At 76.1% G+C, this 24,310-nt stretch carries 16 protein-coding genes; 11 read left to right on the top strand and 5 right to left on the bottom strand.

The features are described 5' to 3' along the window. A partial coding sequence (locus tag A2U95_RS10940; RefSeq protein WP_166025059.1) for a non-ribosomal peptide synthetase occupies positions 1–2,927 on the bottom strand: 2,927 nt, incomplete at its 3' end. 193 nt (positions 2,928–3,120) lie between these two features. Here A2U95_RS10940 and A2U95_RS10945 point away from each other — a divergent pair. Next, complete coding sequence (locus A2U95_RS10945; RefSeq protein WP_166021947.1) at positions 3,121–6,156, top strand: type I polyketide synthase; 3,036 nt, start codon at positions 3,121–3,123, stop codon at positions 6,154–6,156. 313 nt (positions 6,157–6,469) lie between these two features. On the opposite strand, the gene A2U95_RS10950 is transcribed toward A2U95_RS10945, so the two are convergent. From A2U95_RS10950 to A2U95_RS10960, 3 genes are all read right to left on the bottom strand, one after another. Further along, positions 6,470–7,228 (bottom strand): thioesterase II family protein, encoded by a 759-nt coding sequence (locus tag A2U95_RS10950; RefSeq protein ID WP_166021948.1) that lies wholly within the window; start codon positions 7,226–7,228, stop codon positions 6,470–6,472. Next, positions 7,225–9,285 carry a non-ribosomal peptide synthetase gene (locus A2U95_RS10955; protein WP_166021949.1) on the bottom strand — a complete coding sequence of 687 codons (2,061 nt, stop codon included), beginning with the start codon at positions 9,283–9,285 and terminating at the stop codon, positions 7,225–7,227. The genes A2U95_RS10950 and A2U95_RS10955 overlap by 4 nt, the downstream gene beginning before the upstream one ends. Before the next feature lie 124 nt (positions 9,286–9,409). Next, the gene (locus tag A2U95_RS10960) at positions 9,410–10,666 is read right to left on the bottom strand and encodes an MFS transporter (protein WP_166021950.1); all 1,257 of its coding nucleotides are present in this window, start codon (positions 10,664–10,666) and stop codon (positions 9,410–9,412) included. 214 nt (positions 10,667–10,880) lie between these two features. On the opposite strand from A2U95_RS10960, the gene A2U95_RS10965 reads away from it, so the two are divergent. Further along, positions 10,881–12,848, top strand: a complete 1,968-nt coding sequence (locus A2U95_RS10965) for an alpha/beta hydrolase family protein (protein WP_166021951.1) — start codon at positions 10,881–10,883, stop codon at positions 12,846–12,848. Positions 12,849–12,956: 108 nt separating this feature from the next. Here the strand turns inward: A2U95_RS10965 and A2U95_RS10970 are convergent, their stop codons facing one another. Next, a complete protein-coding gene (locus A2U95_RS10970) occupies positions 12,957–14,180 on the bottom strand; it encodes a helix-turn-helix domain-containing protein (protein WP_240957277.1) in 1,224 nt (407 codons plus the stop codon). Positions 14,181–14,530: 350 nt separating this feature from the next. Between A2U95_RS10970 and A2U95_RS10975 the strand changes: the two genes are divergently transcribed. The 9 genes from A2U95_RS10975 to A2U95_RS11015 all read left to right on the top strand — a co-directional run bounded on the left by A2U95_RS10975 (position 14,531) and on the right by A2U95_RS11015 (position 24,169). Beyond that, positions 14,531–14,755: a hypothetical protein gene (locus tag A2U95_RS10975; protein WP_166021952.1), complete on the top strand. Its 225-nt coding sequence runs from the start codon at positions 14,531–14,533 to the stop codon at positions 14,753–14,755. A gap of 445 nt (positions 14,756–15,200) precedes the next feature. Next, positions 15,201–16,022 (top strand): phytanoyl-CoA dioxygenase family protein, encoded by an 822-nt coding sequence (locus A2U95_RS10980; RefSeq protein ID WP_240957278.1) that lies wholly within the window; start codon positions 15,201–15,203, stop codon positions 16,020–16,022. 11 nt (positions 16,023–16,033) lie between these two features. Next, a complete protein-coding gene (locus A2U95_RS10985; protein ID WP_166021953.1) occupies positions 16,034–17,083 on the top strand; it encodes a polysaccharide deacetylase family protein in 1,050 nt (349 codons plus the stop codon). Continuing rightward, positions 17,080–18,327 carry an FAD-binding protein gene (locus A2U95_RS10990; protein ID WP_166021954.1) on the top strand — a complete coding sequence of 416 codons (1,248 nt, stop codon included), beginning with the start codon at positions 17,080–17,082 and terminating at the stop codon, positions 18,325–18,327. The genes A2U95_RS10985 and A2U95_RS10990 overlap by 4 nt, the downstream gene beginning before the upstream one ends. A 2-nt stretch (positions 18,328–18,329) precedes the next feature. Further along, on the top strand, positions 18,330–19,322 hold the full coding sequence (locus A2U95_RS10995) for an aldo/keto reductase (RefSeq protein ID WP_166021955.1): 993 nt from the start codon (positions 18,330–18,332) through the stop codon (positions 19,320–19,322). A 172-nt stretch (positions 19,323–19,494) separates the two neighbouring features. Further along, complete coding sequence (locus tag A2U95_RS11000; protein ID WP_166021956.1) at positions 19,495–20,286, top strand: SDR family NAD(P)-dependent oxidoreductase; 792 nt, start codon at positions 19,495–19,497, stop codon at positions 20,284–20,286. 151 nt (positions 20,287–20,437) lie between these two features. Continuing rightward, positions 20,438–21,664 (top strand): ATP-grasp domain-containing protein, encoded by a 1,227-nt coding sequence (locus tag A2U95_RS11005; protein ID WP_166021957.1) that lies wholly within the window; start codon positions 20,438–20,440, stop codon positions 21,662–21,664. Between the two features lie 100 nt (positions 21,665–21,764). Next, positions 21,765–22,988, top strand: coding sequence for an ATP-binding protein (locus A2U95_RS11010; protein WP_166021958.1), 1,224 nt, complete (start codon positions 21,765–21,767; stop codon positions 22,986–22,988). Then, positions 22,985–24,169: an ATP-grasp domain-containing protein gene (locus A2U95_RS11015; protein WP_166021959.1), complete on the top strand. Its 1,185-nt coding sequence runs from the start codon at positions 22,985–22,987 to the stop codon at positions 24,167–24,169. Before A2U95_RS11010 ends, A2U95_RS11015 begins: the two co-directional genes overlap by 4 nt. Positions 24,170–24,310: the final 141 nt, after the last annotated feature.

A 24,310-nucleotide genomic window follows, 5' to 3' on the forward strand; every position in this document is an offset into this window, starting at 1 on the left:
GGGAGGCGGACGAACCGGGTGGTGGCGCCGGGCAGGTCGAGCGCGGCGGGCGCGTTGTCCTGCAGGGCGAACAGCACCTGGTACAGCGGTGGGCGGCCGCCGTCCGGGCGTCGCCCGGCGGCCTGGAGCAGGTCGTGGAAGGGGACGTCCTGGGCGGCCAGGGCGTCGGCCACCAGCCGGGCCGTGGCCCGTACCGCGGCGGGGCCGTCCGCGAGCACCGGGCCGCGCAGGCGCAGCGGCACCATCGTCAGGTGGCAGCCCACCGCGTGCTGGGTGAGCGGGGTGTCCCGCTGGGCCACGGGCACGCCGACGGTCAGGTCGTGCTGCCCGGTGGCCCCGGCCAACGCGCGGGCGAAGCGGCGGAGCAGGGCGGTGAAGCGGGTGGCGCCCGCGGCGGCCGCCTCGGCGTCCAGCGCGGCGACGGACGCGGGCGGCAGCCGCAGCGCGCGGTGGCGGACCGGGAGGGGGGTGCGGGGGCCGGCGGGCCACACCAGGTCGGGGGCGCCGGACAGTTCGCGGAGCAGCCGGGCGCGCTGGGCCTCCAGGTCGGTGTGGGCGGCGCGCCGCACACGCTCGGCGTGGGCCTGGGCGAGGGTGGGGACGGCGGGGTCCGCGGCGGCGGGCAGGCCCAGGGCGCGGCGGTAACCGGCGGCCAGTTCGCGGGCGAGCACCGACTCCGACCAGCCGTCGAAGGCCAGGTGGTGCACCACGCAGCCCAGCACGGCCCGGGGGGCGCCGCCGTCGTCGACCGGGACCAGGGCGGTGCGCCACACCTCGCCCTCGGTGGGTTCCAGGCCGTCCGCGAACCGGTCGTCCAGCGCCTTGAACGCGGCGTCCAGGGTCGGCTGGGGCGGGACCTCCTCCAGTTCCGGGGCGGGCAGGCCGGGCAGCACGGCGGCGGGGGCCGGGTCGGCCACGTACCGGGCGCGCAGCGGTTCGTGCCGCTCGTGCGTCCGGGAGATCGCCGCGGCGAGGGCGGTCCGGTCCGGCTCGCCCTCGATCACCCAGCTCAGCCGGCACTCCCCGGTGCGGTCGCCGGGGTCGGTGAGGTGGCGGGTGAGGTAGACCAGCTGCAGCGGGGTCAGCGGTACCCCGTCCGGTCCGGCGGTGGGCCCGGGGTCCCGCGGGCTCCGGGCGCGCAGGAGGGCGGCGAGCCCGGCGGGGGTCGGGTCGCGGTACAGCGCGGAGACCGGGACCGGCCGGTCCAGCCGCGCGGAGAGCCGCGCGCACACCCGGCCGGCGTCCAGGGAGGTGCCGCCCAGCTCGAAGAAGGAGGCGTCGGAGGGGACCGCGGGGCGCCGGAGGACGGCCGCGAAGGTCTCGGCGACCGCCTGTTGCGTCGCGTCGGGAGCGGCGGGCGCCGGCGCGGCCGTGCCGGCGCCGGTGGCGGGCGGGGCGTCGTCCAGCAGGGCCAGCAGGGCGCGCTCGTCGAGCTTGCCGGCCGCGGTCAGCGGGAACGCGGGCACGCCGACCACCGTGCTGGGGCGCTGGTACGCCACCAGCGCCCCGTCCAGCACCTGGCGGGCGCCGGTGAGCGGGTCGCCGGCCGTACGGGGGACGCAGAAGGCGATCAGGTCGCGGACGGCGCCGTGGGCGTCGCGGCGGGGGAGCACCCGGCACCCGCGCACCCCGGGCAGGAGTTCCTCGATCTGCCGTTCCACCTCGGCCGGTTCCACCCGGTGGCCGCGGATCTTGATCTGCCGGTCGGCCCGGCCGCCGTAGCGCAGCAGCCCGTCCGCGCCGAAGGAGCCCAGGTCGCCGGTGCGGTAGACGCGGGTGGGGCGCCCGTCCAGCACCAGGGTGGTGAACGCCGCGTCGGTGAGCGCGGGGTCGCCGAGGTAGCGCAGGGCCAGGCCCTGGCCGGCGAGGCAGATCTCGCCCGTCTCCCCGGGGCCGCAGGGGCGCGTCCCGTCCAGCACGTACACCTGGGTGCCGGGCACCGGGACGCCGAGCGGGATGCCGTCGGCGGCGTCGCAGTCGTCCTCGGTGACGCGATGGGTGGTGGCGAAGACGGTGGACTCGACCGGGCCGTACCCGTTCAGCAGGACGGTCCCCGGGTGGCGGCGCAGGAACCGGGCGACGTGCCCGGGGGACAGGCGCTCGCCGCCGGTGATCAGGCGGCGCAGTCCGGCGAAGGCGTCCGGGTCCTCGTCCACGACCATGTTGAACAGGCCGGTGGTCAGCCAGACGGTGTCCGCGCCGTGTTCGGCGACCGCCCGGCGCAGCGCCTGCGGGGACAGGTAGGGCTCGTCCACCAGCAGGGCGGTGCCGCCGTTGAGCAGGGCGCCCCACAGTTCGAGCGAGAAGGCGTCCCACGGCATCGGCGCGGCGACCGGGACGACGGCGCCCGGCCGGATGTCCGCGAAGCCCCCGGCGCCGGGCGGCGGGAAGAGCCTGGCGGTGGCGCGGTGCGGGCTCAGCACGCCCTTGGGGCGGCCGGTCGTGCCCGAGGTGAAGAAGACGCAGCAGGGATCGCCGGAGCGCACGGAGGCCGGGCGGAAGTCCTCGGGCGCGGTGGATCCGTCGGCCGGGGGCGGGCACACCGGCGGGCCGCCGGGGGCGCGGCCCCCGTCCCCGTGCGGCCCGGCGAGGACGGGCGCGTCCAGCAGGTCCAGGACGTCCCGCAGCCGGCGCTCCGGCCAGGCCGGGTCCAGCAGGGCGTACGCCGCACCGGTCTTGAGCACCGCCAGCAGCGCGGTCACCAGGGCGGTGCCGCGGGGCAGCAGCACCGGCACCACGCGTCCCGGGCCCGCCCCGGCGGCGGACAGCCGGGCCGCCCACGCGTCGGCCGCCCGGTCCAGGGCGCGGTAGGTCACGGGGCCCCCGGCCCCGGTCAGGGCGGTGGCGTCCGGGTGGGCCCGGGCGGTCCGGGCGAAGGTCTGGTGCAGGCCCTCGTCGGGCACCGGCCACTGTGCTCCGGCTCGCATGGCCCTCGCTCTCCCCTCGTCGGCGACCCGGCCCGCAGGGCGCGCGAACGCCGCCCGGACCTCACTTGCCAAGAGGTTGCCATATTCAGGCAACATCAGGCAACCTCTTGCCAACGAGTTGGACAGCCCGCCGCCCCGTCCGGGTCCTCCCGCGGGCCGGGCGGCGGGCACCACCCAGCGACGAAGGGGAAACATGTCCCGCGACCGATCTCTCGACATCGCCGTCACCGGCATCGCCGCCCGGTTCCCGGGGGCCCCGGACCTCGCCGCGTGGTGGGAGGCGGTGCTGGCCGGCGAGGTCCTCACCCGGCGCTACGAACGCGCCGACCTGGTCGGCGCGGGGGTGGACCCGCGGCTGGTGGACGACCCGGACCACGTGCCGGTGCACGGTCACCTCGACGACGCCGACCGCTTCGAGAACGAGCTGTTCCGGGTCAGCCCCCGCGAGGCCGAGATGATGGACCCGCAGCACCGGCTGATGCTGGAGACCGCCTGGGCCGCGCTGGAGGACGCCGGCTGCGCGCCGCGTTCCCCCCGGCTGCCCACCACCGCCGTGTTCGCCACCGCCAGCAGCAGCGGCTACCTGCGCAGCATGGTCGCCTCCGGCCTGCTGGACCCGCTCACCCTCGAGGACGCCCTGCACGGCACCGAGCCGGACTTCATGGCGAGCCTGATCTCCTACCGGCTCGGCCTGACCGGACCGGCGATCGCGGTCCAGACCGCCTGCTCCTCCTCGCTGGTCGCGGTGCACCTCGCCGTGCAGGCGCTGCAGAACGGCGACTGCGACCAGGCGCTGGTGGTCGGCGCGGGCATCGCCCACCCCCAGCACGGGCACCTGCACGTGCCCGGCGGCATCCACTCCGCCACCGGCGAGTGCCGCCCCTTCGACGCCGAGGCCGACGGCGTGGTCTCCGGTTCCGGGGTGGCGGCCGTGGTGCTGCGCCGCCTGGCCGACACCGAGGAGGAGCCCGGCCCGCGGCCCTACGGCGTGCTGCTCGGCACCGCCGTGAACAACGACGGCTCCGCGAAGGCGGGCTACTACGCGCCCTCCGTCGACGGCCAGGAGGCCGTGATCCGGGCCGCCGTCGCCGCGGCCGACGTGCCGGCCGACTCGATCGGCTACCTCGAGGCCCACGCCACCGGCACCCGCGTCGGCGACCCCATCGAGTGGGCCGCCGCCTCGGCCGGCTACGGGGGGCTCGGCGCGCCGCCCCGCAGCATCGCGGTCGGCGCGCTGAAGGCCACCACCGGCCACCTCGACAACGCCGCCGGGGTCGCCTCGCTGATCAAGACCCTGCTGGTGGTGAAGGAGGGCGTGATCCCGCCCGTGGCCGGCTTCCGGCGGCTCAACCCGCTGCTGGAGACCGACGGGTCGCCGCTGTACGTGCCGGCCGAGGCCGTCGCGTGGCCGGGCCCGGGGCCGCGCCGGGCCGCCGTCTCCTCCTTCGGGGTGGGCGGCACCAACGCGCACGTCATCGTCGAACAGCCCCCCGCCCCGCCCCGCCGCGGCGCCCCGGCCCCCGCCGGGACGGGACACCTGCTGCTGCTCTCCGCGCAGGACCCCGCCGCCCTGGACCGCACCGCGGACCGCCTCGCCACCCACCTGGAACGGCAGGCCGCGGACGCCGCAGACGCCGCGGACGCCGTGGCGCGGGGCGCGGGGGACGGCGGTACGGCGGAGCCCGTCGGGCTGGGGGACGTGGCCGTCACCCTGGCCACCGGGCGGGCCGAGCTGCCCGCGCGGCTCGCGGTCACCGCACGGGACGCCGCCGAGGCCGCCGAGCGGCTGCGGACCGGCCGGCACGCGGCGCGCGCCACCGCGCCCGGCACGCCCGCCCCGGTCGTCCTGCTCTTCCCCGGCCAGGGCGCCCAGCGGCCCGGCATGGCGCTGCCCCTGCGGGACGCCCTGCCGGGGTTCGGCGCCGCGCTGGAGGAGTGCCTGGCCGCCTTCCCGGAGGACGTCGTCGACGAGGTCCGCCGGGCGCTGCTCGACCCGGGCTTCCCGGCCGAACGGCTCGCCGCCACCGATCTCGCCCAGCCCGCGCTGTTCGCCGTCGAGTACGCCGCCGCCCGCGCCCTGCGCGCCCTGGGTCTCGCCCCGGTGGCCCTCGCCGGACACAGCCTGGGCGAGATCACCGCGATCGCCGTCGCGGGCGGGCTGGCACCGGCGGACGCCGCGCGGCTGGTCACGGCGCGCGGGCGCGCGATGGCCGCCTGCCCGCCCGGCGCGATGATCGCCCTGGAGTGCGACCCGGCCACCGCGCTCGCCCTCGCCGAGGAGTCCGGCCTCCACCTGGAACTGGCCGCGCACAACACCCCCGAGAGCTGTGTGCTGGCCGGCCCGGCGGAGGAGGCCGACCGCTTCCTCGACCGGATCGGCGGCCGGGTGCACGCCCGGCGGCTGCGCACCGGTCACGCCTTCCACTCGGCGCTGATCGAACCCGCCCTGCCGGAGCTGGAGGCCGTCCTGGAGGAGCTCGCGCCGCGCTGCACCACCCTGCCGGTCGCCGCCAACCGCACCGGTGAGCTGCTGCCCCCGGGCAGCGCGCTGTTCGCCGAGCACTACGTCGACCAGGCCCGGGGCACCGTCCGGTTCGCCGAGTCGCTGGCCGCGGTGGCGCGCCGGTACCCCGGTGCGGTGGCCGTCGAGGCCGGGCCGGGCCGCGCCCTGTCCGCCATGGCGGCGGCCGCGGGCCTCACCCCGGTTCCGCTGTGCGGGGGCCGCACCGACCGGCCCGCCGAGGAGACGCTGGCCGCGCTGGGCACGCTGTGGACCCTGGGCCAGCCGCTGTCCACCGCCGCGCTGTGCGGTCCCGGCGAACCGGTCCACCTGCCGGGCTACCCGTTCGCCGGTCCCCGCTGGATCGCCCCGGAGGCCGCCGCGCGGCAGGCGCCGCCGGCCCCGGGGCCCGCCGCGGCGACTGCCGGGGCGGTGGCCACCGGGGCGGCGGCGGACCCGTCCGGGGAGCCGGAGCGTCCGGGCGACCCCGGGCGGGTGCTGGCCGCGCTCTGGGCCGACCTGCTGGGCCGCACGGAACTCGCCGACGACGCGGACTTCTTCGCCCTCGGCGGGGACTCGCTGCTCACCACCCACCTGGCCCGCCGGATCAAGCTGGAGCTGGGCGTGACGGTGCCCATCCGGGAGATGTTCATGGCCCGCACCCTCGGCCGGCAGCGGGAGATCGTGCGGGACCTGCTGGCCGCCCGGGACGCGGTGCCCGCCGGCTGAGCCGCGGTGCCCGCCCGGTCCCGTGCCCGGCCCCCGTACGCGGGGGCCGGGCACCCGCGTACGGGGACCCCCGCGCGACGGCGGGCCCACGTGACGGCGGGGCCGCACGATGACGCCCGCGCGACGGCGCCCGCACGGTGATGCCTGAACGGCGACGGGTTCGTGCGACGGCGGGTCCGCACGATGACGGGTCCGTGCCGGCGCCTGTGTGACGGCGGGCCCGTGCGGCGGTGCCCGTGCGGTGGCGGGCCCACGTGACGACGGCGCCCCGGGACCGGCCGGTCCCGGGGCGCCGTCGTGGCGGCTCCCGCGGTCAGGGAGCGGGGGCGGCGGCCGGCTCCTGGGCCACCAGGGCGTACGGCGGCTCGTCGACGAGGTAGAAGTGCCCGCCGCGCACGGTCAGTTCGCGGAACGGACCCGAGGTCAGCTCCGGCCACGGGCGCAGGTCGGCGTCCGCGTCGGCGTCCCCGACGATCGTCGTCACGGGACAGGTCAGCAGCGGTCCCGGGGCCATCCGGTAGTCGTGGAAGAGGCGTCCGTCGGCGCGGACGTAGGGCAGGACCAGCTCCTGGAAGAAGGGGTCCGCGGCCAGCTCCGGGTCGGTGCCGCCCATGGAGACCAGCTGGGCGGCGAGCGTCGCGTCGTCCAGGTCGTCGTCGGTGAAGGGCTCCGGCTCCGGCAGCGGGGCGTTGCGGGAGCCGGAGGCGAACAGGTGGGCGACCTCCACGCCGCCCTCCTGGAGGGCGCGCGCGGTCTCCAGGGCCACCGCCGCCCCCATGCTGTGCCCGAAGAGCACCAGTGGCCGGTCCGCCAGCGGCAGCAGCGCCGCGGCGATGTCGCGGGCCAGCGCGCACAGGTCGGTCGCGCACGGTTCGGCCATGCGCTCGGCCCGGCCCGGGTAGCGCACGGCGTACACCGCGAGGTCCGGCACGGCGGTCCAGTCGCGGAAGAAGGAGGCGGAGCCGCCCGCGTGCGGGAAACACACCAGCCGGCGGTCCGCGCCGGGACGGTCGGCGACGGTCTGCAGCCACAGCTCGGGCGCGGCGTTCGGGGCGGGGACGGGGTTGGTCATGAGGCGTTCTCCTGGTCCTGGCGCTGACGGGCGCGCCGGGCGGCCACCCGGCGGGCGGCGGCCTGGCGGCGGGTGGCGGACGGGTCGTCGGCCCCGCTCCCGGCGCCTCCGGCGAAGAGGGCGGCCTGGGCGGTGACGGTGGTGTGCCGGAACAGCGACACCACGGACGGGCGTACGCCGGTGCGGCGCTCCAGGGCGTCCTGGAGCTGGTACATGGTGAGCGAGTGGCCGCCCAGGTCGAAGAAGTTCACGTCGAACGGGACGGAGGGGACCTTCAGCACCTCGGCCCAGGCGGCGGCCACCTGGGCGGCGGTCCCGTCCTGCGCGGCCGTCCCGTCCGGCGTCGCGGACCCGGAGGACGCGGCGGCGGCCGTCCGTTCCGCCCGGTCGGTCAGCCGGGCCCGGTCCACCTTGCCGTTGGCGGTCAGCGGGAAGGCGTCCACCACCAGCAGCCGGGCCGGGACCATGGCCTCCGGCAGCCGCCGGGCGAGGGCCTGGCGCAGCGCGGCCGGGTCCGCGCCGGGCTCGGTGCGGACGAACCCGGTGAGCAGGGTGCGGGCGGTGTCGGGGACGACGGCCGCGTCCTGTACGCCCGGCAGCCGGCGCAGTTCCTCCTCGACCGCGCCGAGCTCCACCCGGTGGCCGCGGATCTTCACCTGGTGGTCGCGCCGGCCACGGAAGTCCAGGGCGCCGTCGGGGCGGCGGGCGACCAGGTCCCCGGTGCGGTACAGGCGGCCGCCCGGCCGGTGCGGGTCGGGCACGAAGGCCGCCGCGGTGGCCTCCGGACGGCCGAAGTAGCCGCGGGACACCTGGGCGCCGCCGATGTACAGCTCGCCCTCGGCGCCGTCCGGCACCGGCTCGCCCCGCTCGTCCAGCACGTGCAGCGAGACCCCGGGGACGGCGTGGCCGATGGAGACGTCGGCGGGCGCGGTGAAGCGCTGGTAGCTGGCCCACACGGTGGTCTCGGTGGGGCCGTACTCGTTGACCAGTTCCGTCCCGCGCAGCAGGCGGAAGTGGCGGTCGAGCAGGGTCCGCGGGAGCGGCTCGCCGGCGGTGATCACCGTGCGCAGGGAGCGCAGCGCCGAGGTGCCCTCGCGCTCGGCCGCGTCCAGCAGCACCGAGTAGAGGGACGGGACGCACAGCAGGCGGGTCACCTCGTGACGCTCCACCAGCTCCAGCAGCCGTCCGGGGTCGGTGACCTCCTCGCGGCGGGCGACCACCAGGGTGCCGCCCGTGGTGAGGGTGCCCCACAGCCCCGCGACGGAGGAGTCGAAGGCGAGGGGCGAGACGAGCAGGAACACGCCCCCCTCCGGGTAGACCTCGGCGCGGGCCGCGGTCGAGGCCGACAGCTGGGCGTGCTCCACGAGGACGCCCTTGGGCTCGCCGGTGCTGCCGGAGGTGTAGATCAGGTAGGCGGGGTCCCCGGGGGCGACGGCGGCGCCCGGCAGGCTCTCCGCCGGGCCGCGGTCCGGTTCGTCGCCGTCCGGTTCGTCGCCGTCCGGGGCGTCGCCGTCCGGAGCACCGCCGTCCGGGGCGTCGCCCTCCGGATTCCCGCCGCCCGGGCCCCCGCCGTCCGGTTCACGGCCGTTTGGCCGCTCGTCGTCCTCCGCGTGGATCACGGGCACGCCCCAGGCGGCCGCCCGTTCCGCCCGGCCCCCCGTGACGACCACGGCGCCCACCCGGGCGTCGGCGAGGACGGCGGCGATCCGCCGGTCGGGCAGCGCGCGGTCCAGCGGCACGTAGGCGGCACCGGACTTCACGACGCCCAGCACGCCGGCCACCGCCGCGGTGCCCGGTTCGGCCAGGAGCGCCACGCGGTCGCCGCGGCCGACGCCGGCCCCGGCCAGCCGGGCGGCGACGCGGGAGGCCCAGGCGTCCAGGTCGCGGTAGCCGACGGCGGTGCTTCCGCTGCGCACGGCGACGTGCCGCGGCGTCAGGCGGGCGTAGCGGGCGACGAGTTCGTGCACGGGCGGCCGGACGGGCGCCGGCTCGCCGGCCGGTGGGGGCGCGGAGGCCCGCGTGGCCGCGGTCGTGGTTTCGGGTCCGGTGAGGGTCATGACGGAAGTCCTTCACTGTGGGCGTCTGCCGGGCGCGCCGGGGAGACGGAGGACGGGAGGAGGGACCGGCGGGAGACGGCGGGGACGGGGTGGGACGCGGCCGGGCGGGGAGTGGCGCGGCGCGTCAGTCCCGCGGGCCCGGCCGGGCGGGCCCGCGGTCGCGGAAGGCGAGCGGAACGGTGGCGGCCAGGGTGAGGAGACCGAGGGCGGCCCAGTACAGCCCGCCCCGCCCGGCGTCGTGCAGGAGCAGGAAGAGGGAGCCGCCCGCCAGGGAGCCGAGCGCGTCGCCGGTGGTGCGGCACACCTGGCGCAGGTGCATGACCTCCAGGCTGGAGCCGGTGCGCAGGGAGGCGAAGGCGGTGCTCATCATGGGCGCCCACACCATCTCGGCGAGGGCGAAGACGACCACCGCGAGGACGGCGCCCACGGCCGCTGGCAGCCAGGAACCGAGCAGCAGCATGGCGGCCGCGAAGAGCAGGTTGGCGTGGCCGAGCAGGTTGAGCGGGGTGCGGCCGGCCGCCATCAGCCGGCCGACGCCCGCGGTGACCAGGGTCTGGAGGAGCACGATGGACAGCGCCGGCACCGCCAGCAGCGCGGAGCGCATCGCGCCCGAGTCGAAGTCCCGGCCGACGTACAGGGCGAACGCCGAGTAGAACTGCGCGTAGGCGAAGGTGCCGACGGTGCCCACCACCACCAGCCGCCACACGGCGGAGGTGCGGACCACCTCGCGCAGCATCGAACGGCTCAGCGGCCAGCTGCCCGAGGTGGCGGGCGGCCGGTGGCCGCGCGGGACGCCGGGCGTCAGCACGCCCCCGGCGAGCAGGTAGCACAGCGCGATCACGGCCATCAGGAGACGGGGATCGCCTTCCCGGTACAGGGCGTTGGCGATGAACGGGCCGAGCATCGCGCCGGCGTTCACCGCGATCTGGAAGAGCGAGAAGATCTTGTGCCGGCCGATGTCGTCGGAGACCGCCTCGGCGATGAGCACCCGGGAGACGGTGTAGTGCACGCTCACGCCGGTGCCCGCCAGGATCAGCAGGGCGCACAGCGCCCAGGGCGCCGAGGGGTAGGGGAGCGAGCCGAAGGCGACGGCCGACAGCAGGACGCCGCCGACCATGCCGGTGCGGTAACCGACGCGGTGCAGCCAGCGGTTGAGGACGAGCGCGGACAGACCGGCCGAGGCGGTGTAGCAGAACAGGCCGGCTCCCACCCATCCGCTGCCGGTGCCCGGGGTCCGGGCGGCCAGCAGCAGGCCGAGCACCGGGAAGACCGTGAACAGGCCGAGACTGCCGAAGAGGTGGTCGAGGAAGAGCGCGGAACGCATGTGCCGGGGCGCCCGTAGCGGCGCCCCGGGATGCCGCACGGCGGTCTGCTGGGTCATCACGGAGCTCCTGACATCAACGGCAGGCAATGCTTTGCCAAGACCGACGGGAGGGATCAGCCCAGATGGTAGGCGTATTTTCCGCGATCCCGCAGGGTGATCCGACGTGTTCTTGAGGCAATTATTGCCAACTCTGGAATCAGCGTGACAATCTTTTGCCAACATTGTCAATCGGCTGGGCCGAGCCGGGCCGAGCCGCTCCGGGAGGCAACCCATGGCACACGGCCGACGTACCGATCCGTACGGGAGCTGGACCTCTCCGATCGGCGCCGCCGACGTGGCCCGCGGCGAGGCACTGCCGGAGTGGGTGGGCTTCGTGGGCGACGAGGTCTGGTGGACCGAGCCCCTGCCGGAGGAGGGCGGTCGCGCCGCACTGATGCGCGGCGGTCCGGACGGCCCGGTGGAGGCGCTGCCCGGCCGGTGGGACGTCCGTTCCCGGGTGATCGAGTACGGCGGCCGCCCCTGGGCGGCGGTCTCCACCGACCCGGCCGACGGCGTCGTCTTCACCCACGGCCCCGACCAGCGTCTGTACCGCTGGCGGCCCGGGACGGAGCCGGTCCCGCTCACCCCGCCCGGCGGCCGGCCGGCCGAGCTGCGCTACGCGGACTTCACGGTGCGCGGCGACGAGGTGTGGTCCATGCGGGAGACCGTCGCGGACCCCGAGGGCACCCGGGTCACCCGGCACCTGGTCGCCGTCCCGCTGGACGGCACCGCCGCCGGCGACCCCGGCCGGGTCCGCGTGCTCGCCGCGAGCCACCACTTCCTGACCGGTCCGCGCGTCGAGCCCGGCGGCGACCGGGTGGCCTGGCTGGGCTGGAACCACCCCGACATGCCCTGGGACGCGACCGAGCTGATGGTCGCCGACATCACGCCCGCGGGAGAACTCGCCGCTCCCCGGGTGGTGCTCGGCGACCTGTCCGCCCCCGAGCCCCGCCTGTCCGTCACCCAGGCGGAGTGGGCCGCCGACGGCTCCGGCACCCTGTACGCGGTGAGCGACCCGGACGGCTGGTGGAACGTCCACGCGATCGGCGCCGACGGAACCGTGCGCGGCCTGCGCCCGGCGGCCGAGGAGTTCGGCGACGCGCTGTGGCGCATCGGACAGCGCTGGTGCGTGCCGCTGCGCGACGGCACCCTCGCCGTGGTGCACGGCACCGGGGAGCGCCGGCTGGGCATCCTCTCCCCGGACGGCGGCCTGCGCGACCCGGACGGCTTCACCGAGGCCGGCACCGAGTGGAGCTCCCCCGCCACGGACGGACGCCGGATCGCCGCGGTCTGCGCCGGACCGCGCCGCCGCCGCACGGTGGTCGTCGCCGACCCGGCCGACGGCCGCGTGACGGTGGTCCGTCCGCCCTCCGGCACCGCGCTCGACGCCTGGGCGCCGACGCCGTACACCCGGAGCTTCGACGGCGCGGACGGCCAAGAGGTGCACGCGCACGTGTATCCGCCGTACAGCCCCGGCCACACCGGGCCCGAGGGCGAACTGCCGCCGTGGCTGATCTTCGTGCACGGCGGCCCCACCAGCCGCAGCGCGCGGGTGCTCCGCCAGGACATCGGCTTCTTCACCAGCCGGGGCATCGGCGTGGTGGACGTCCAGTACGGCGGTTCCTCCGGGTACGGGCGGGCCTACCGGGAGCGGCTGCGCGGGAACTGGGGGATCACCGACGTCCGCGACTGCGCCGCCGTGGCCCGGGGGCTCGTCGCCCAGGGCCTCGCCGACCCCGCGCGCATCGCCGTCCGGGGCGGCAGCGCGGGCGGCTGGACGGCGGCCGCCTCGCTGTGCGCCGAGCCGGACCTGTACGGCGCGGCCGCCCTGTACTTCCCGCTGCTCGACCCGGTGACCTGGGCGAAGGGCGGCACCCACGACTTCGAGTCCCGCTACCTCGACAGCCTCATCGGCCCCTGGCCCGAGGCCGAGGAGCGCTACCAGGAGCGTTCGCCGCTGGCCGGCGCCGACCGGATCCGGACGCCGTTCGTGCTGTTCCAGGGCATGGAGGACAAGGTCTGCCCGCCCGAGCAGAGCCGGGCGACGGCCGAACGGCTGGCCGGGCGCGGGGTGGACTGCCGCTACCTCACCTTCGAGGAGGAGGGCCACGGCTTCCGCAGGGCGGAGAACATCGTCACCGCCCTGCACGCGGAACTGGAGCTCTACGGCGAGGCGTTCGGCTTCACGCCCGCGCCCTGACGGACACGGCCGGGGCCCGGACCGGCACCACCGGCCCGGGCCCCGGCCTGACGTCCGCCCCCTCGCCCGCCCGCCCCGCGCCTCCTCCGCGCCGGGCGGGCGGGCCGCTCAGCTCTCGACGCGCTGCCCGGCCAGGGACTCGGCCAACAGCCGCCACGCCTCGGCGGCCAGGTCCAGGTTCGCCTCGCTCTGGGCCTCCTCGGCCAGCCGGCGCAGCCGCTCGACGCCCTCGCCGATCTCCCCGTCCATGATCATCAGCTGGGCCTCCAGGATGCGCAGCCGGATCCGGTCGCGATGGGTGATCAGCAGCGGCTCGCCGTCCATCGCCCGGATGATCGCGCGGGCCTCGTCCGGCCGGCCCTGGTGATGGGCCAGATGGGCCTTCAGGGTGGCCAGCTCCTGGCGGGAGACGGCCGTGCCGACCAGCGAGACGGCCGGCTCCACCTCGGCCAGCAGCTCCGCGGCCCGCTCGGCCAGCGGCGGGCGGGACTGCAGCGAGAGGGAGGCGGCCGCGAGCCGCAGCCGGACCCACAGCAGCAGGTTCTCGGTGCTCGTCAGCCGGTCCAGGGCCCGGCCCAGGAGCGTCTGCGCGCCCTCGTAGTCCCCCTGCCGGACGCGGACGGTGGCCGACGCCCAGAGCGCCTCCGCCCCCAGCGCGTCGGCGCGGTCACCCACCACCTCGAGCAGTTCGTCGCTGTGGGCGCGGGCGTCGGGCAGCCGCCCCGCCTCCGCCTCGCAGGAGATCAGGGCCAGCAGCGCGGGCCCCACCTCCTGCGGGGGCAGGTCGGCCTCCCGGCCCATCCGGTACGCCTGCTCGGCCAGGGTCAGCGCGTGGCTGACGTCACCGAGGGAACGCAGGCAGCGGGCGAGCTGGGTGCGGGCCCGGCAGCGCAGCTCCGCGATGTCGAGGTCGTCGGCGATCCGGACGGCCTCCTCCAGGCTCCGGCCGGCCTCCTCGTGGCGGCCCTGCTGGAGACGGCGCTGCGCGACCAGCCAGATGCCGTGCCAGCGCAGGACCGGGTCCTCGGCGCCGGACTCGTCCAGCAGGCCGCTCAGTTCCTCGAGTTCCTCGCTGTGCCTCTCCCCGTCCGCGGAGGCGGCGATGGTGAGCACCTGGAGGAAGGACTTCTTGCTCGGTTCCTCGAACATGCCGGGTTCGACACCGAGGCGGTCCGCCAGGTAGTCGACCGCGCGTTTGGTGGGCCTGCGGGCGCCGGACTCCAGACGCGAGAGGTATCCGGTGGACATGCCGTCCCCGGCGAGAGCTGACTGCGACAGGCCGCGCTCGGTCCTCAGTTGCCTGAGCCGACGGCCGAAGTGGGGCTGCTGCACAATGCCACGTTCCAGCCTTGTCGACGGATAAGGGTGGGCCGGCGGCGGCACAGGACGGGCAGACACAGGGATTACGTCCTGCCTCGTACGGGAACACGCGCCAGGCCCCCGGCTTGTCGCCGTGGATGTCCTCGGAGCCGGCCAGACGAAAAATTTTACTGGAGCCGGTGCGCTTTGACAAAGCTGTGCCCAAGCCCTGCGCAGGGAGAGGGCGCCGCCGCAGGTCGGTGACAAACGGAACGATCAATTGCTTGGCAACCCTTGCCAAAACTTGCACAGGGTCGCTAGTTTCCTTGGCGAGGCGGGGTCCCGATCCCGCGGTTTCCACCCTTTCACTCGTAAGGACAGCTATGCGCGCGATCAAGCGTTCCGTCCGTCTTGCCGCCCTCGGCGCGGCGTTCCTTGCCGGGGCCGCGGGCCTCACGCCCGGAGACATCGACTGGCCGGTCTCGCAGTCCGCTCCCGTGGTCGCGGCGGGCGTCACGGAATCCGGTGACATCGACTGGCCGGCCCCGCAGCCGGCCGTGGCGACCGCGGGCGACGCCGGGCTGCCCGGCGACATCGACTGGCCGTAGGCGGGCCGCGTCCCGCGACACCGTCTCACCGCTCGCACCCGGCGCCGAACAGCGAAGCTCCACGGAACCGTTGCGCCGGCCGCGGCCGGCGGAGGTCCCGCCGGAAGCCGGCGGGGCGGCCGGACGCGGGCGCCGTCCGGACGTCTTCCTCGTGGCGCCCCCGGCCCCCGGCCCCTGGCTCCCCCTCCCCTCCCTGGCCCTCCCCGGCCTTCCCCCTCCGTCGCCCGGGCCCTCCCGCGCCGGCCGGGCGCCCCGTTCCCCGACCTGCCCTGGAATCGCTGGATCCGCTTATTTGCCAAGCTGTTCCAAAAAACTGGCAAACCGCGTTGCCGCATGTGCCAGTTCCGATGTCTCGCAGGAAACGCGGAGCGGGACGTGGCAGGTGGCATCCGGTCAACGAACAGGCACCGAGAGTCAACACCACCCAAGAACGGAGCTGTTTCCCGTGTCCGTGCAGACTCTTCCCGTTCCTTCCCGCACCTCTCCGTCGTCCGGCCCGCTGGACGACGGACAGATCGAGCAGTTCGAACGCGACGGTTTCCTCGTGCTGCCGGGTCTCCTCCCGGCCGACCTGGTGGCCCGCCTCAAGCCCGAGGTCGACCGCTGGGTCGACACCGGCCTGCGGGCCCGGTCCATCGCCTGCGTCCTGGACCCCGACACCCACGGGGTGCCGGAGGTCATGGAGCTGGACCTGCCCGCGCACGGCGAGCTCCTGGTGCACGAACCGCTGCTGCGCGTCGTCGAGCAGCTGATGGGACCGGACTTCGCCTTCCACCACATGCACAGCGACCGGCACGCGCCCGACCTGCCCGGCAAGGCGTGGCACCACGACTACGAGCAGCGCGTCCAGTCGCACCGCACCCACACCATGGTCCACGCGCTGCACTACCTCGACGGCATGGACCCGGACATGGCGGGACTCGCCGTGCTGCCCGGCTCGCACCGCGAGATCGCGGCCAAGGACGCCCGCGCCCACCTGGGCACGGAGGTCCTGGAGGGCGAGGTGTTCCTCGAGGAACTGCCGGCCGGCTCCACCGTGCTCGTCCACTCCGCGCTGTTCCACGCCCGCCGGGCCAAGCCGGAGTTCCCGGGCCGCCCGCGCTACTTCGTCGACGCCTCGTACTGCCAGGCCGGCGTCCCGTGGCCGCCGGTCAAGCCGTACTGGCGGGAGATGCTCGCCCGGGCCCGGGCCCACGGCCTGGTCCGCCGGCAGTGGCCGGGACTCTTCGCCGAGCGGCACTTCGACGACTACGTGAAGCCCGAGTAGGGAGACGGCGCATGCTGTACGCGGGAATCTCCTGGCACGCCGGCGGCTACCGCCTCGCCGTGGTGGACGGCGACGGCCGGGACGCCCTGACGCCCACCGACCACGCCTCCCACCGGACCGACGAAATCGTCTCCCGGCTGCGGGAGCTCCACGGCCCGGTGACCGTCGTGGTCGACAGCACCAACGGCACCCTGGACGGCCGCCTGATGGCCGCCGGCCTGAGCGTGCACCGCGCCGACGCGCACCTGCTGCCCGGGCGCCCCCTGTTCGGCGCCGTCCCGGCCGAGGAACTGGCCAGGGCGAGCCTGCGCCACGCGCCGGACCTGGTGCGGCTGCGGCGGCACCGGGGCACCCAGACCGGCAGGGAGGGGGAGCTGGCGGGCTGGATCGCCGGGTCCGCCGCGGCCGACCGCCGCATGGTCGCGGCCGGCCGCCTGCTGAGCCACGGCGACGGCGAGCGCCGGGAGGTGGCGCTCACCTTCGACGACGGCCCGCTGCGGCCGTACACCGGGCAGGTCCTGGACGTCCTGGAACGCTACGGCGTGCCCGCCACCTTCTTCTGCTGCGGCATCCACGTGCGCTCCCACGCCGACGAACTGGCGCGCATGCGCGAGCAGGGGCACGCCGTCGGCAACCACACCTGGTCGCACCCGTTCCTGCCCGAGCTCACCGCGGCCCAGCTCGCCGAGCAGATCGACCGCACCGCCGAGGCGATCGCCGAGACGGGCGGGGGCGGCGCGCCGGGACTGTTCCGCCCGCCGTACGGGGCGCGCACGCCGGAGGTGCTCCGGCGGCTCGCCGAGTTCGACGCCACCACCGTGCTGTGGGACGTCGCCCCGGACGACTGGGCGATGCGCGAGGCCGACGCCATCGCGCGGGACGTGCTGGCCGAGGTCCGCCCCGGCTCCGTGGTGCTCCTGCACGACGGCGGCGGCGACCGTTCGCCCACCGTGGCCTCGCTCCCGCCGATCATCGAGGGGCTGCTGGCACGCGGCTTCACCTTCGTCCGCGTCGACCAGATGCTCCGCCCGGGGGCCGGCGTCCTGGCGGGTGCGGCATGAGGAACTGGGCCGGCACCATCGACCACGGCACGGCGAGGACCCTCCGGCCGCGGACCGTCGACGAGCTGCGCCGGATCGTCGCGGAGAGTCCGCACGTGCGGGCGGCAGGCGCCGGGCACTCCTTCAGCGGGGTGCTCTCACCGGCGAGCACCGTCGTGCTCCTCGACGGGCTGCCGCCGGTCGTCGACGTCGACCCCCGGGCCGGCACCGTGACCGTGTCCGCGGGCATGCGGTACGCCGGGGTGGCCGAGGCGCTGCACCGGGAGGGCTTCGCCCTCGCCAACCTGGCCTCCTTGCCCGACATCACCGTGGCCGGGGCCGTCGCCACCGGCACCCACGGTTCCGGCGACACGGTGGGCTCCCTCGCCGCCGCGGTCACCGGGCTGGAGACGGTCGGCCCCGACGGCGACCTGGTGCGGCTGCGCCGTGACGTCGACGAGGACACCTTCGCCGGGTCGGTGGTGGGCCTCGGCGCGCTGGGCGTGGTCACCAGGGTGACCCTGGAGATCGAACCGGCGTTCGAGGTGGTCCAGTCGGTGCGGGTGGACGTGCCGCTGGACGCGGTGCGCGACCGGCTCGACGAGGTCTTCGCCGCCGCCTACAGCGTGAGCGTGTTCACGACCTGGGACGACCGGGCGAACCTCTGGCTGAAGCGGCGCACCGACCGCCCCGCGGTCCCCCTGCCGCTCGGCACCCCCGCGGACCGGCCGCTCAACCCCGTGCCCGGAGCCGACCCGGCGCCGTGCACCACCCAGCTGGACGCGCCCGGACCCTGGCACGAGCGGCTGCCGCACATCCGTACCGGCACGGCGCCGGACGTCGGCGAGGAACTGCAGTCCGAGTACTTCCTGCCCCGGTCCGCCGCGCGGGCGGCCTTCCGCGCCCTGCGCGCGCTCGGCCCCGTCCTCGCCCCCGTGCTCCAGGTCGGCGAGGTGCGCACCGTCCGCGGCGACGACCTGTGGCTGAGCCCCGTCCACGGGCGGGACTCGGTGGCGTTCCACTTCACCTGGGTCAAGGACGCCGACCGGGTGGCCCCGGTGATCGCCGCCGTCGAGGAGGCGTTGGCGCCGCTGGGCGCCCGGCCGCACTGGGCGAAGCTCACCGCGATGGGCGCGGCGGCGATCCTCGCCGGCTACCCGCGCGCCGCCGACTTCCGGGAGCTGCTGCACAAGGCCGACCCGGACGGCAAGTTCCGCAACGACGTCGTCGACGCGCTGTTCCCGCGGCGCACCCAAGGGACGTGATCATGGAGAAGCGACCACTGCACCGGGCCGGGCGGAAGGTGTCCGTCGTCGGCCTCGGAACCTGGCAGTTCGGTGACGGCTGGAGCCACATCGGCGAAGGCGACGCCCGGGCCGTCCTGGAGGCGGCCGCGGAGTGCGGCGTCGACTTCGTCGACACCGCCGACGTCTACGGCGACGGACGCAGCGAACGGATCGTCGGGGAGTTCCTCAAGGACTTCCGCGCCTCCGGGAACGAGCGGCCCACCGTCGCCACCAAGCTCGGGCGTCGCGGCCCGCAGGAACTGGCGGCCTTCACGCTGGACAACTTCCGTGCCTGGACCGACCGTTCGCGCGAGAACCTCGGGATGGACACGCTCGACCTGGTGCAGCTGCACACCCCGCCGGACGCCGTGTTCGCCTCGGACGCCGTGTTCGACGCGCTCGACGTGCTGGTCGACGAGGGCCGGATCGCCTCCTACGGCGTGAGCGTGGAGACCTGCGACCAGGCGCTCTCGGCCATCGCCCGGCCGAACGTGGCGTCGGTGCAGATCATCCTGAACGTCTTCCGGCGCAAGCCCCTGGAGCGGGTGCTGCCGGCCGCCCGGGAGGCGGGGGTGGGCATCGTCGCGCGCGTGCCGCTGGCCTCCGGGCTGCTGTCCGCGAAGTTCCGGCCGGACACCGTCTTCGCCGCCGACGACCACCGTGCCTACAACCGGCACGGCGAGCAGTTCGACGTGGGCGAGACGTTCTCCGGCGTCGACTACGCCACCGGTGTGGCGGCGGCCGCCGAGTTCGCCGGGCTGGTGCCCGAGGGGCTGACCCCCGCGCAGCTCGCCCTGCGCTGGGTCACCCAGCAGGACGGCGTCACCACGGTGATCCCCGGCGCCAGCTCGGTCGAGCAGGCCCGCGCGAACGCCGCGGCCGGCTCCCTCGCCCCGTTGCCCGAACGGCTCCTGGAGCAGTTGCGCGAGCTGTACGACCGGCGCGTCCGCGCGCAGGTCCACCACAGGTGGTGACACCGGGTGCGCCCCGCGGGTGAGGCGGGGCGCACCCGGGCCCGCGGGTGACGGCCGGGGGAGCGCCCCGGCCGTCACCCGGCCCGCCGCCGCCTCCCCGCCGCCGTCGCCTTCCCGCGCCCGACTCCGACTCCGTGTCCGTGTCCCGCTTCCGATTCCCAGGAGCCGCCCGATGAAGATCGCCGGAGAGACCGTCCTTCTCACCGGTGCCACCGGAGGCATCGGCCGTGTGCTCGCCCGGCGGCTGGCCGCCGCGGGCGCCCGGCTGATCCTCACCGGCCGCGACGCCGACGCCCTGCGCGAGCTGGCCGTCCCGCTCGGCGCCCGCTGGGTGCCCGCGGACCTGGCCGACGCGCGCCAGGTCGCGGAACTCGCCGATGCCTGCGCGGGCACCCGGATCCTGGTGGCGAACGCGGCCCTGCCCGCCAGCGGCGACCTGCTCGAGTACACGCCCGAGCAGATCGAGCGGGCGCTGACGGTGAACCTCGGCTCGGTGGCCCTGCTGACCCGGCTCCTGGCCCCGGCGATGACCGAGGCGGGCAGCGGACACCTGGCGTTCGTCGGCTCGATGTCGGGCAAGGCGGCCACCCCGCTCTCCTCGCTGTACACCGCGTCGAAGTTCGGGCTGCGCGGTTTCGCGCACGCCCTGCGAATCGACCTGCGCCCGGCGGGCGTCGGGGTCTCCCTGATCCAGCCGGGCTTCGTCGGCGAGGCCGGGATGTTCGCCCGGACCGGGGCCCCGCTGCCGCGCGGAGCGCGCCCGGTCACCCCCGAGCAGGTGGCGCGGGCGGTGATCACCGCCGTCGAACGCGAGCGCGCGGAGATCAACATCGCGCCGCTCGGGCTCCGGCTGAAGTGCGCCCTGGCGGTCCAGTTCCCGGCCGCGGCGGCCCGGCTCGGACGCCGGACCGCGCCGGACGACGGCGGACGCCTGGTCGTCGAGGCGCAGCGTGCCCTGCGCTGACGCCTGCGGCCCGCCCGGTCCCGGCCCCGCCGTCCCGCGCGGCCGGCCAGGTCACCGGCCCGCCGGCTCCGCCGCCCACCGTCCACCGCCCACCGGCCCCGCGCCCCGTACGCAGCCACCGCCCGCGACACGCCCCACGAGGAGCAGGCACATGAAGGAAAGCGTTCTCGTCATCGGCTCGGGATACCGGCACTTCCGCGAGTACGTGCTGCGCGGTCTCGCCGAGGACTTCGAGATCCTGCTGATCGGACCCGCCCCGCTGGACTGGCAGCTTCCGTACGCGGCGGCGCACCGGGAGGCCGACGTCCAGGACGCGGCGGCGGTGTTCGCCGCCGCCGCGGACCTCGCCGTCACCCACCGCGTCGCCGGCGTGGTCACCTGGGAGGAGTCCCTGGTGACCCGCGCGGCCGAGGTCGCCGCCCGTCTGGGCGTGCCGGCCATGCCGGTGGAGGCGGCCCGGGCCTGCCGCGACAAGGCCCGTCAGCGCGAGCGCTTCCAGGCGGCGGGCGTCCCGTCGGCGCGGTTCTCGCTCGCCGGTACCGAGGCGGAGGCGGTGGCCGCCGCCGAGTCCCTCGGCTACCCCGTGGTGGTCAAGCCCCGCGGCCGGGCGGCCAGCGTCGGCGTGCGGATCGTGCGCACCGAGGCCGAGCTGCGCCGGACGTTCTCGCGGGTGCGGGAGGTGGAGAACCCCTCCATCGACGACGGGCTGGTGCTGGTCGAGGAGTTCCTGACCGGCCCGGAGATCGCCGTGGACAGCTGGGTGCTCGACGGCCGGGTCGAACCCTTCTCGATCGCCGCCAAGCGGACCGACTACCCGCCGTACTTCGAGGAGGTCGCGCACGTCGTCGGACGGGTCCTCGACCCCGCCACCGAGGCCCGGGTGCGCGAGGTGGTGACCGCCGCCAACCAGGCGCTGGGCACCGACCGCACGGTCACGCACACCGAGCTGATGCTCACCGCCGACGGTCCGAAGGTGGTCGAGGTCAACGGCCGGCTCGGCGGCGACCTCATCCCCCGGCTGGCCGAACTCGCCGTTCCCGGGCTGTCCGTCGGCCGGGTGCTCGGCGCGGTCGCCACGGGCCGTGTCCCGGAGCCGGCCGGGCGGCCGGACCGCCTCGTCGGCATCCGGTTCCTGTACCCCACGGCGGACCTGACCTTCGACGAGATCGAGCTGCCGGCCGCGCTCGCCGGCGAGCCGTGGGTGCACGAGGTGCGCACGGTCAGCGAGCCCGGCACCGAACTGCGCCTGCCGCCCCGCCAGTTCCTCGGCCGGGCCGGCTACGTCATCGCCGCCGGAGCCGGCATCGAGGAGATCGACGCCCGCCTGACCAAGCTCGCCGAGGCCGCCGCGGTGCGGGGCGAGCCGCTGCCGGCCTGACCACGGCGCCCCCGCGCGGGCCGCGCGGAGCCGCCTGCCCCGCCCTCACGCCCCATCCGTCCGCCAACCGCCATTTCGCTGTCACCCACGGGAGAACCCCATGAAGAAAGCCCTGCTCCTCGGCGAGTACAAGATCGCCCGTTTCCTGCCGGTCCTGCGCGACCGCGGCTACACCGACATCGTCGTCTACTCGGCCGTCGAGTTCGACGCCTCCTCGGAGTTCGACGACAGGGGCGTCACGGTCAAGCTGATGGACCTGGACTGGACCGCGGACGACGTGGTGGCCGTCCTGGAGGCCGAGCGGCCCGACGTCGCCATCGCCAACCCGTACGCCCACGGCCAGGAGCAGCTGCCGATCGTCTACGGCCGGGCCGCCGCCCGGTGGAGCGGCCGCTTCGTCACCCACTCCGCGGAGTTCGCGGAGGTCTCCTGCGACAAGGTCGCGCTCCACCGGACCGCGACGGAGCGCGGCTGGCCGGTGCCGGCGGGCGCGGTCTGCGACGACGCCGAACAGGTCGCGACGGCAGCCGCCGAGGTGGGCTTCCCCCTGGTGATCAAGGAGGCGCAGGCACAGGCCGGTGACGGCCGCTTCCACGCGACCTCCCAGGAGGAACTGGACGCGGTGCTCGCCGCCGGGCTGGCCTTCCCCGCGATCGTGCAGTCCTTCGAGCAGGGCGTGGAGACCGGGATCGAGCTGATCAGCGCCGGCGGCACGCTCATGCGCTGGCCGGTCGTGTCGATGGGCCCGCTGGACGACGGCCTCAACCCGTCGCTGCGGGCGCGCGTCACGCCGTACGAGATGCCCGCGGGCGCGGCGGCGCGGCTGGAGGAGTTCCTGACGGACATCCAGGACAACTTCGCCCCGTTCGGCCCGTGGCAGATCGACTTCGCGGTGACCGGCGACGACATCGTCGTCCTGGAGATCAACCCGCGCCTGGGCGGCCTGTCCGACCTGGGGCTGACCGGCACCGGCACCGACCCGCACGCGGTGTTCACCGCCGCCGCGCTCGGCGAGCCGCTGCCCGAGGTGGAGACCCGCGCGGTCACGATCGAGCTGCCGTCCACCGAGATCCCCGGTGTGGAGGTGCCGGCCCACCCCGAGGGCGCCGAGGTGATGAAGGTGACCGCGCGCCGCCCCACCAACCGGTGTTTCGTCAACACCGACCGCATGCAGCTCGTCACCACTGTCGGCGACCTGGAGGCGGGCAAGCGCTGGGTGAAGGAGCTGGACGCCGCCGGCCTGCTGCGCTGCTCGGTGGATTCCGCCTTCCAGCAGCTGGAGCAGGGCTTCGAGGTCTTCGGCCGGAAGGCGGGCGCACGATGAGGGTGCTGATCGCGGGTCTCGGCGACAACAAGGAGTTCGGGCTCAAGTCCCTCCAGGCGGCCGGACACTTCGTCGGGGTCATCGACCTGCCGCACCGCATCCCGGTCAACCTGTGCGACTGGTGGCGGGCCGGTGACCGGTTCTCGGTGGACTCCATGCTGGAGGCGGCGAATTCGGCCGGCTTCACCTGGGACGCGGTGCTGTGCTGGGAGGAGCTCTCCACGGACATCGCCCGCGAGGTCGCGCGCAAGCTCGGCGTGCCGGGCACCCGGATGCCCGCGGGCCACTTCCGGGACAAGGGCCTGATGCACGGCCGGCTGCGCGAACTGGGCCTGCCCACGCCCCAGCTGGGCGTCGCCCGGACGCCCCGGGAGTGCGAGCGGCTGGCCGAGGGCCGGTTCCCGGTGGTGGTGAAGCCGACCGACTACGGCGGCAGCGGCGGTGTCCAGGTCGTCCTGGGACCGGGCGGGCTGGCCGGCGCGTTCGCCTCGGCCGCCGCGCTGTCGGCGAGCGGCCGGGTGGCCGTGGACCGCTACGTGCGCGGCCCCGAGTACAGCGTCGAGGCGGTGACCTGGGCGCCCGGCGACACGCAGGTCCTGGCGGTCACCGAGAAGCACCTCACCCGGCCGCCGTACTGCGTGGAGCTCGGCCACGTGGTGCCCGCGGCGCTGCCCGACGAGGACCGCGAGGCGCTGGCGGCGGCGACGGTGGCCGCGCTGGACGCCCTCGGCATGGAGGCGGGGGTGTGCCACGCGGAGTTCCGGCTGACCGGGGAGGGCCCGGTCCTCATGGAGATCGCCGGGCGCCCCGCCGGCGGCCAGATCCCGCGCCTGGTGGAGCTGGCCACCGGCTGGAACCTGAACCTCGCGGAGCTGGCGGCGGTGGTGGGGGAGCGGACGCGTCCGGGGACGCCGGAGGCGGAGTGCGCGGCCGTCCGCTGCTTCGTCGGCGACGGCGAGACGCCGTTCCGCCACCCGGTGACGGTGGAGAACGCCTCCCGGCCGCCGCTGCTCGGCACCCTGCGGGAGCTGCGGTACTTCACCGGCGAGGGCACCGTGCACCGGGTGCCGCGCGGGCCGGAGGACCGCCTGGGCCACGCGATCCTCGCGGGCAGCCGCACGGAGGTCCTGACGGCGCTCGCGGCCCTGGACCAGGGGGCGGAGGTGTACCGCGGTGACTAGGACGCGGACCGAACGGCCGGCCGCCGGGAAGCGGGAGGAACCCGCGCGCCCCGGGAGCGACGCCGCTCCGGCGGGGGGCGACGGGGCGGGGCCGGGCGGTGCCGCCGCCCGGGCCGGTGGTGACGCGGCGGGCCCCGGCGG

It is taken from the genome of Streptomyces chilikensis, assembly GCF_001642695.1.
GTDB lineage: Bacteria > Actinomycetota > Actinomycetes > Streptomycetales > Streptomycetaceae > Streptomyces > Streptomyces chilikensis.

Excerpts from the sequence above, each read along its gene's own strand:
- A2U95_RS10945 (WP_166021947.1), top strand. The coding sequence starts at position 3,121 with ATGTCCCGCGACCGATCTCTCGACATCGCCGTCACCGGCATCGCCGCC.
- A2U95_RS10950 (WP_166021948.1), bottom strand. The coding sequence starts at position 7,228 with ATGACCAACCCCGTCCCCGCCCCGAACGCCGCGCCCGAGCTGTGGCTG.
- A2U95_RS10955 (WP_166021949.1), bottom strand. The coding sequence starts at position 9,285 with ATGACCCTCACCGGACCCGAAACCACGACCGCGGCCACGCGGGCCTCC.
- A2U95_RS10960 (WP_166021950.1), bottom strand. The coding sequence starts at position 10,666 with ATGACCCAGCAGACCGCCGTGCGGCATCCCGGGGCGCCGCTACGGGCG.
- A2U95_RS10965 (WP_166021951.1), top strand. The coding sequence starts at position 10,881 with ATGGCACACGGCCGACGTACCGATCCGTACGGGAGCTGGACCTCTCCG.
- A2U95_RS10975 (WP_166021952.1), top strand. The coding sequence starts at position 14,531 with ATGCGCGCGATCAAGCGTTCCGTCCGTCTTGCCGCCCTCGGCGCGGCG.
- A2U95_RS10985 (WP_166021953.1), top strand. The coding sequence starts at position 16,034 with ATGCTGTACGCGGGAATCTCCTGGCACGCCGGCGGCTACCGCCTCGCC.
- A2U95_RS10990 (WP_166021954.1), top strand. The coding sequence starts at position 17,080 with ATGAGGAACTGGGCCGGCACCATCGACCACGGCACGGCGAGGACCCTC.
- A2U95_RS10995 (WP_166021955.1), top strand. The coding sequence starts at position 18,330 with ATGGAGAAGCGACCACTGCACCGGGCCGGGCGGAAGGTGTCCGTCGTC.
- A2U95_RS11000 (WP_166021956.1), top strand. The coding sequence starts at position 19,495 with ATGAAGATCGCCGGAGAGACCGTCCTTCTCACCGGTGCCACCGGAGGC.
- A2U95_RS11005 (WP_166021957.1), top strand. The coding sequence starts at position 20,438 with ATGAAGGAAAGCGTTCTCGTCATCGGCTCGGGATACCGGCACTTCCGC.
- A2U95_RS11010 (WP_166021958.1), top strand. The coding sequence starts at position 21,765 with ATGAAGAAAGCCCTGCTCCTCGGCGAGTACAAGATCGCCCGTTTCCTG.
- A2U95_RS11015 (WP_166021959.1), top strand. The coding sequence starts at position 22,985 with ATGAGGGTGCTGATCGCGGGTCTCGGCGACAACAAGGAGTTCGGGCTC.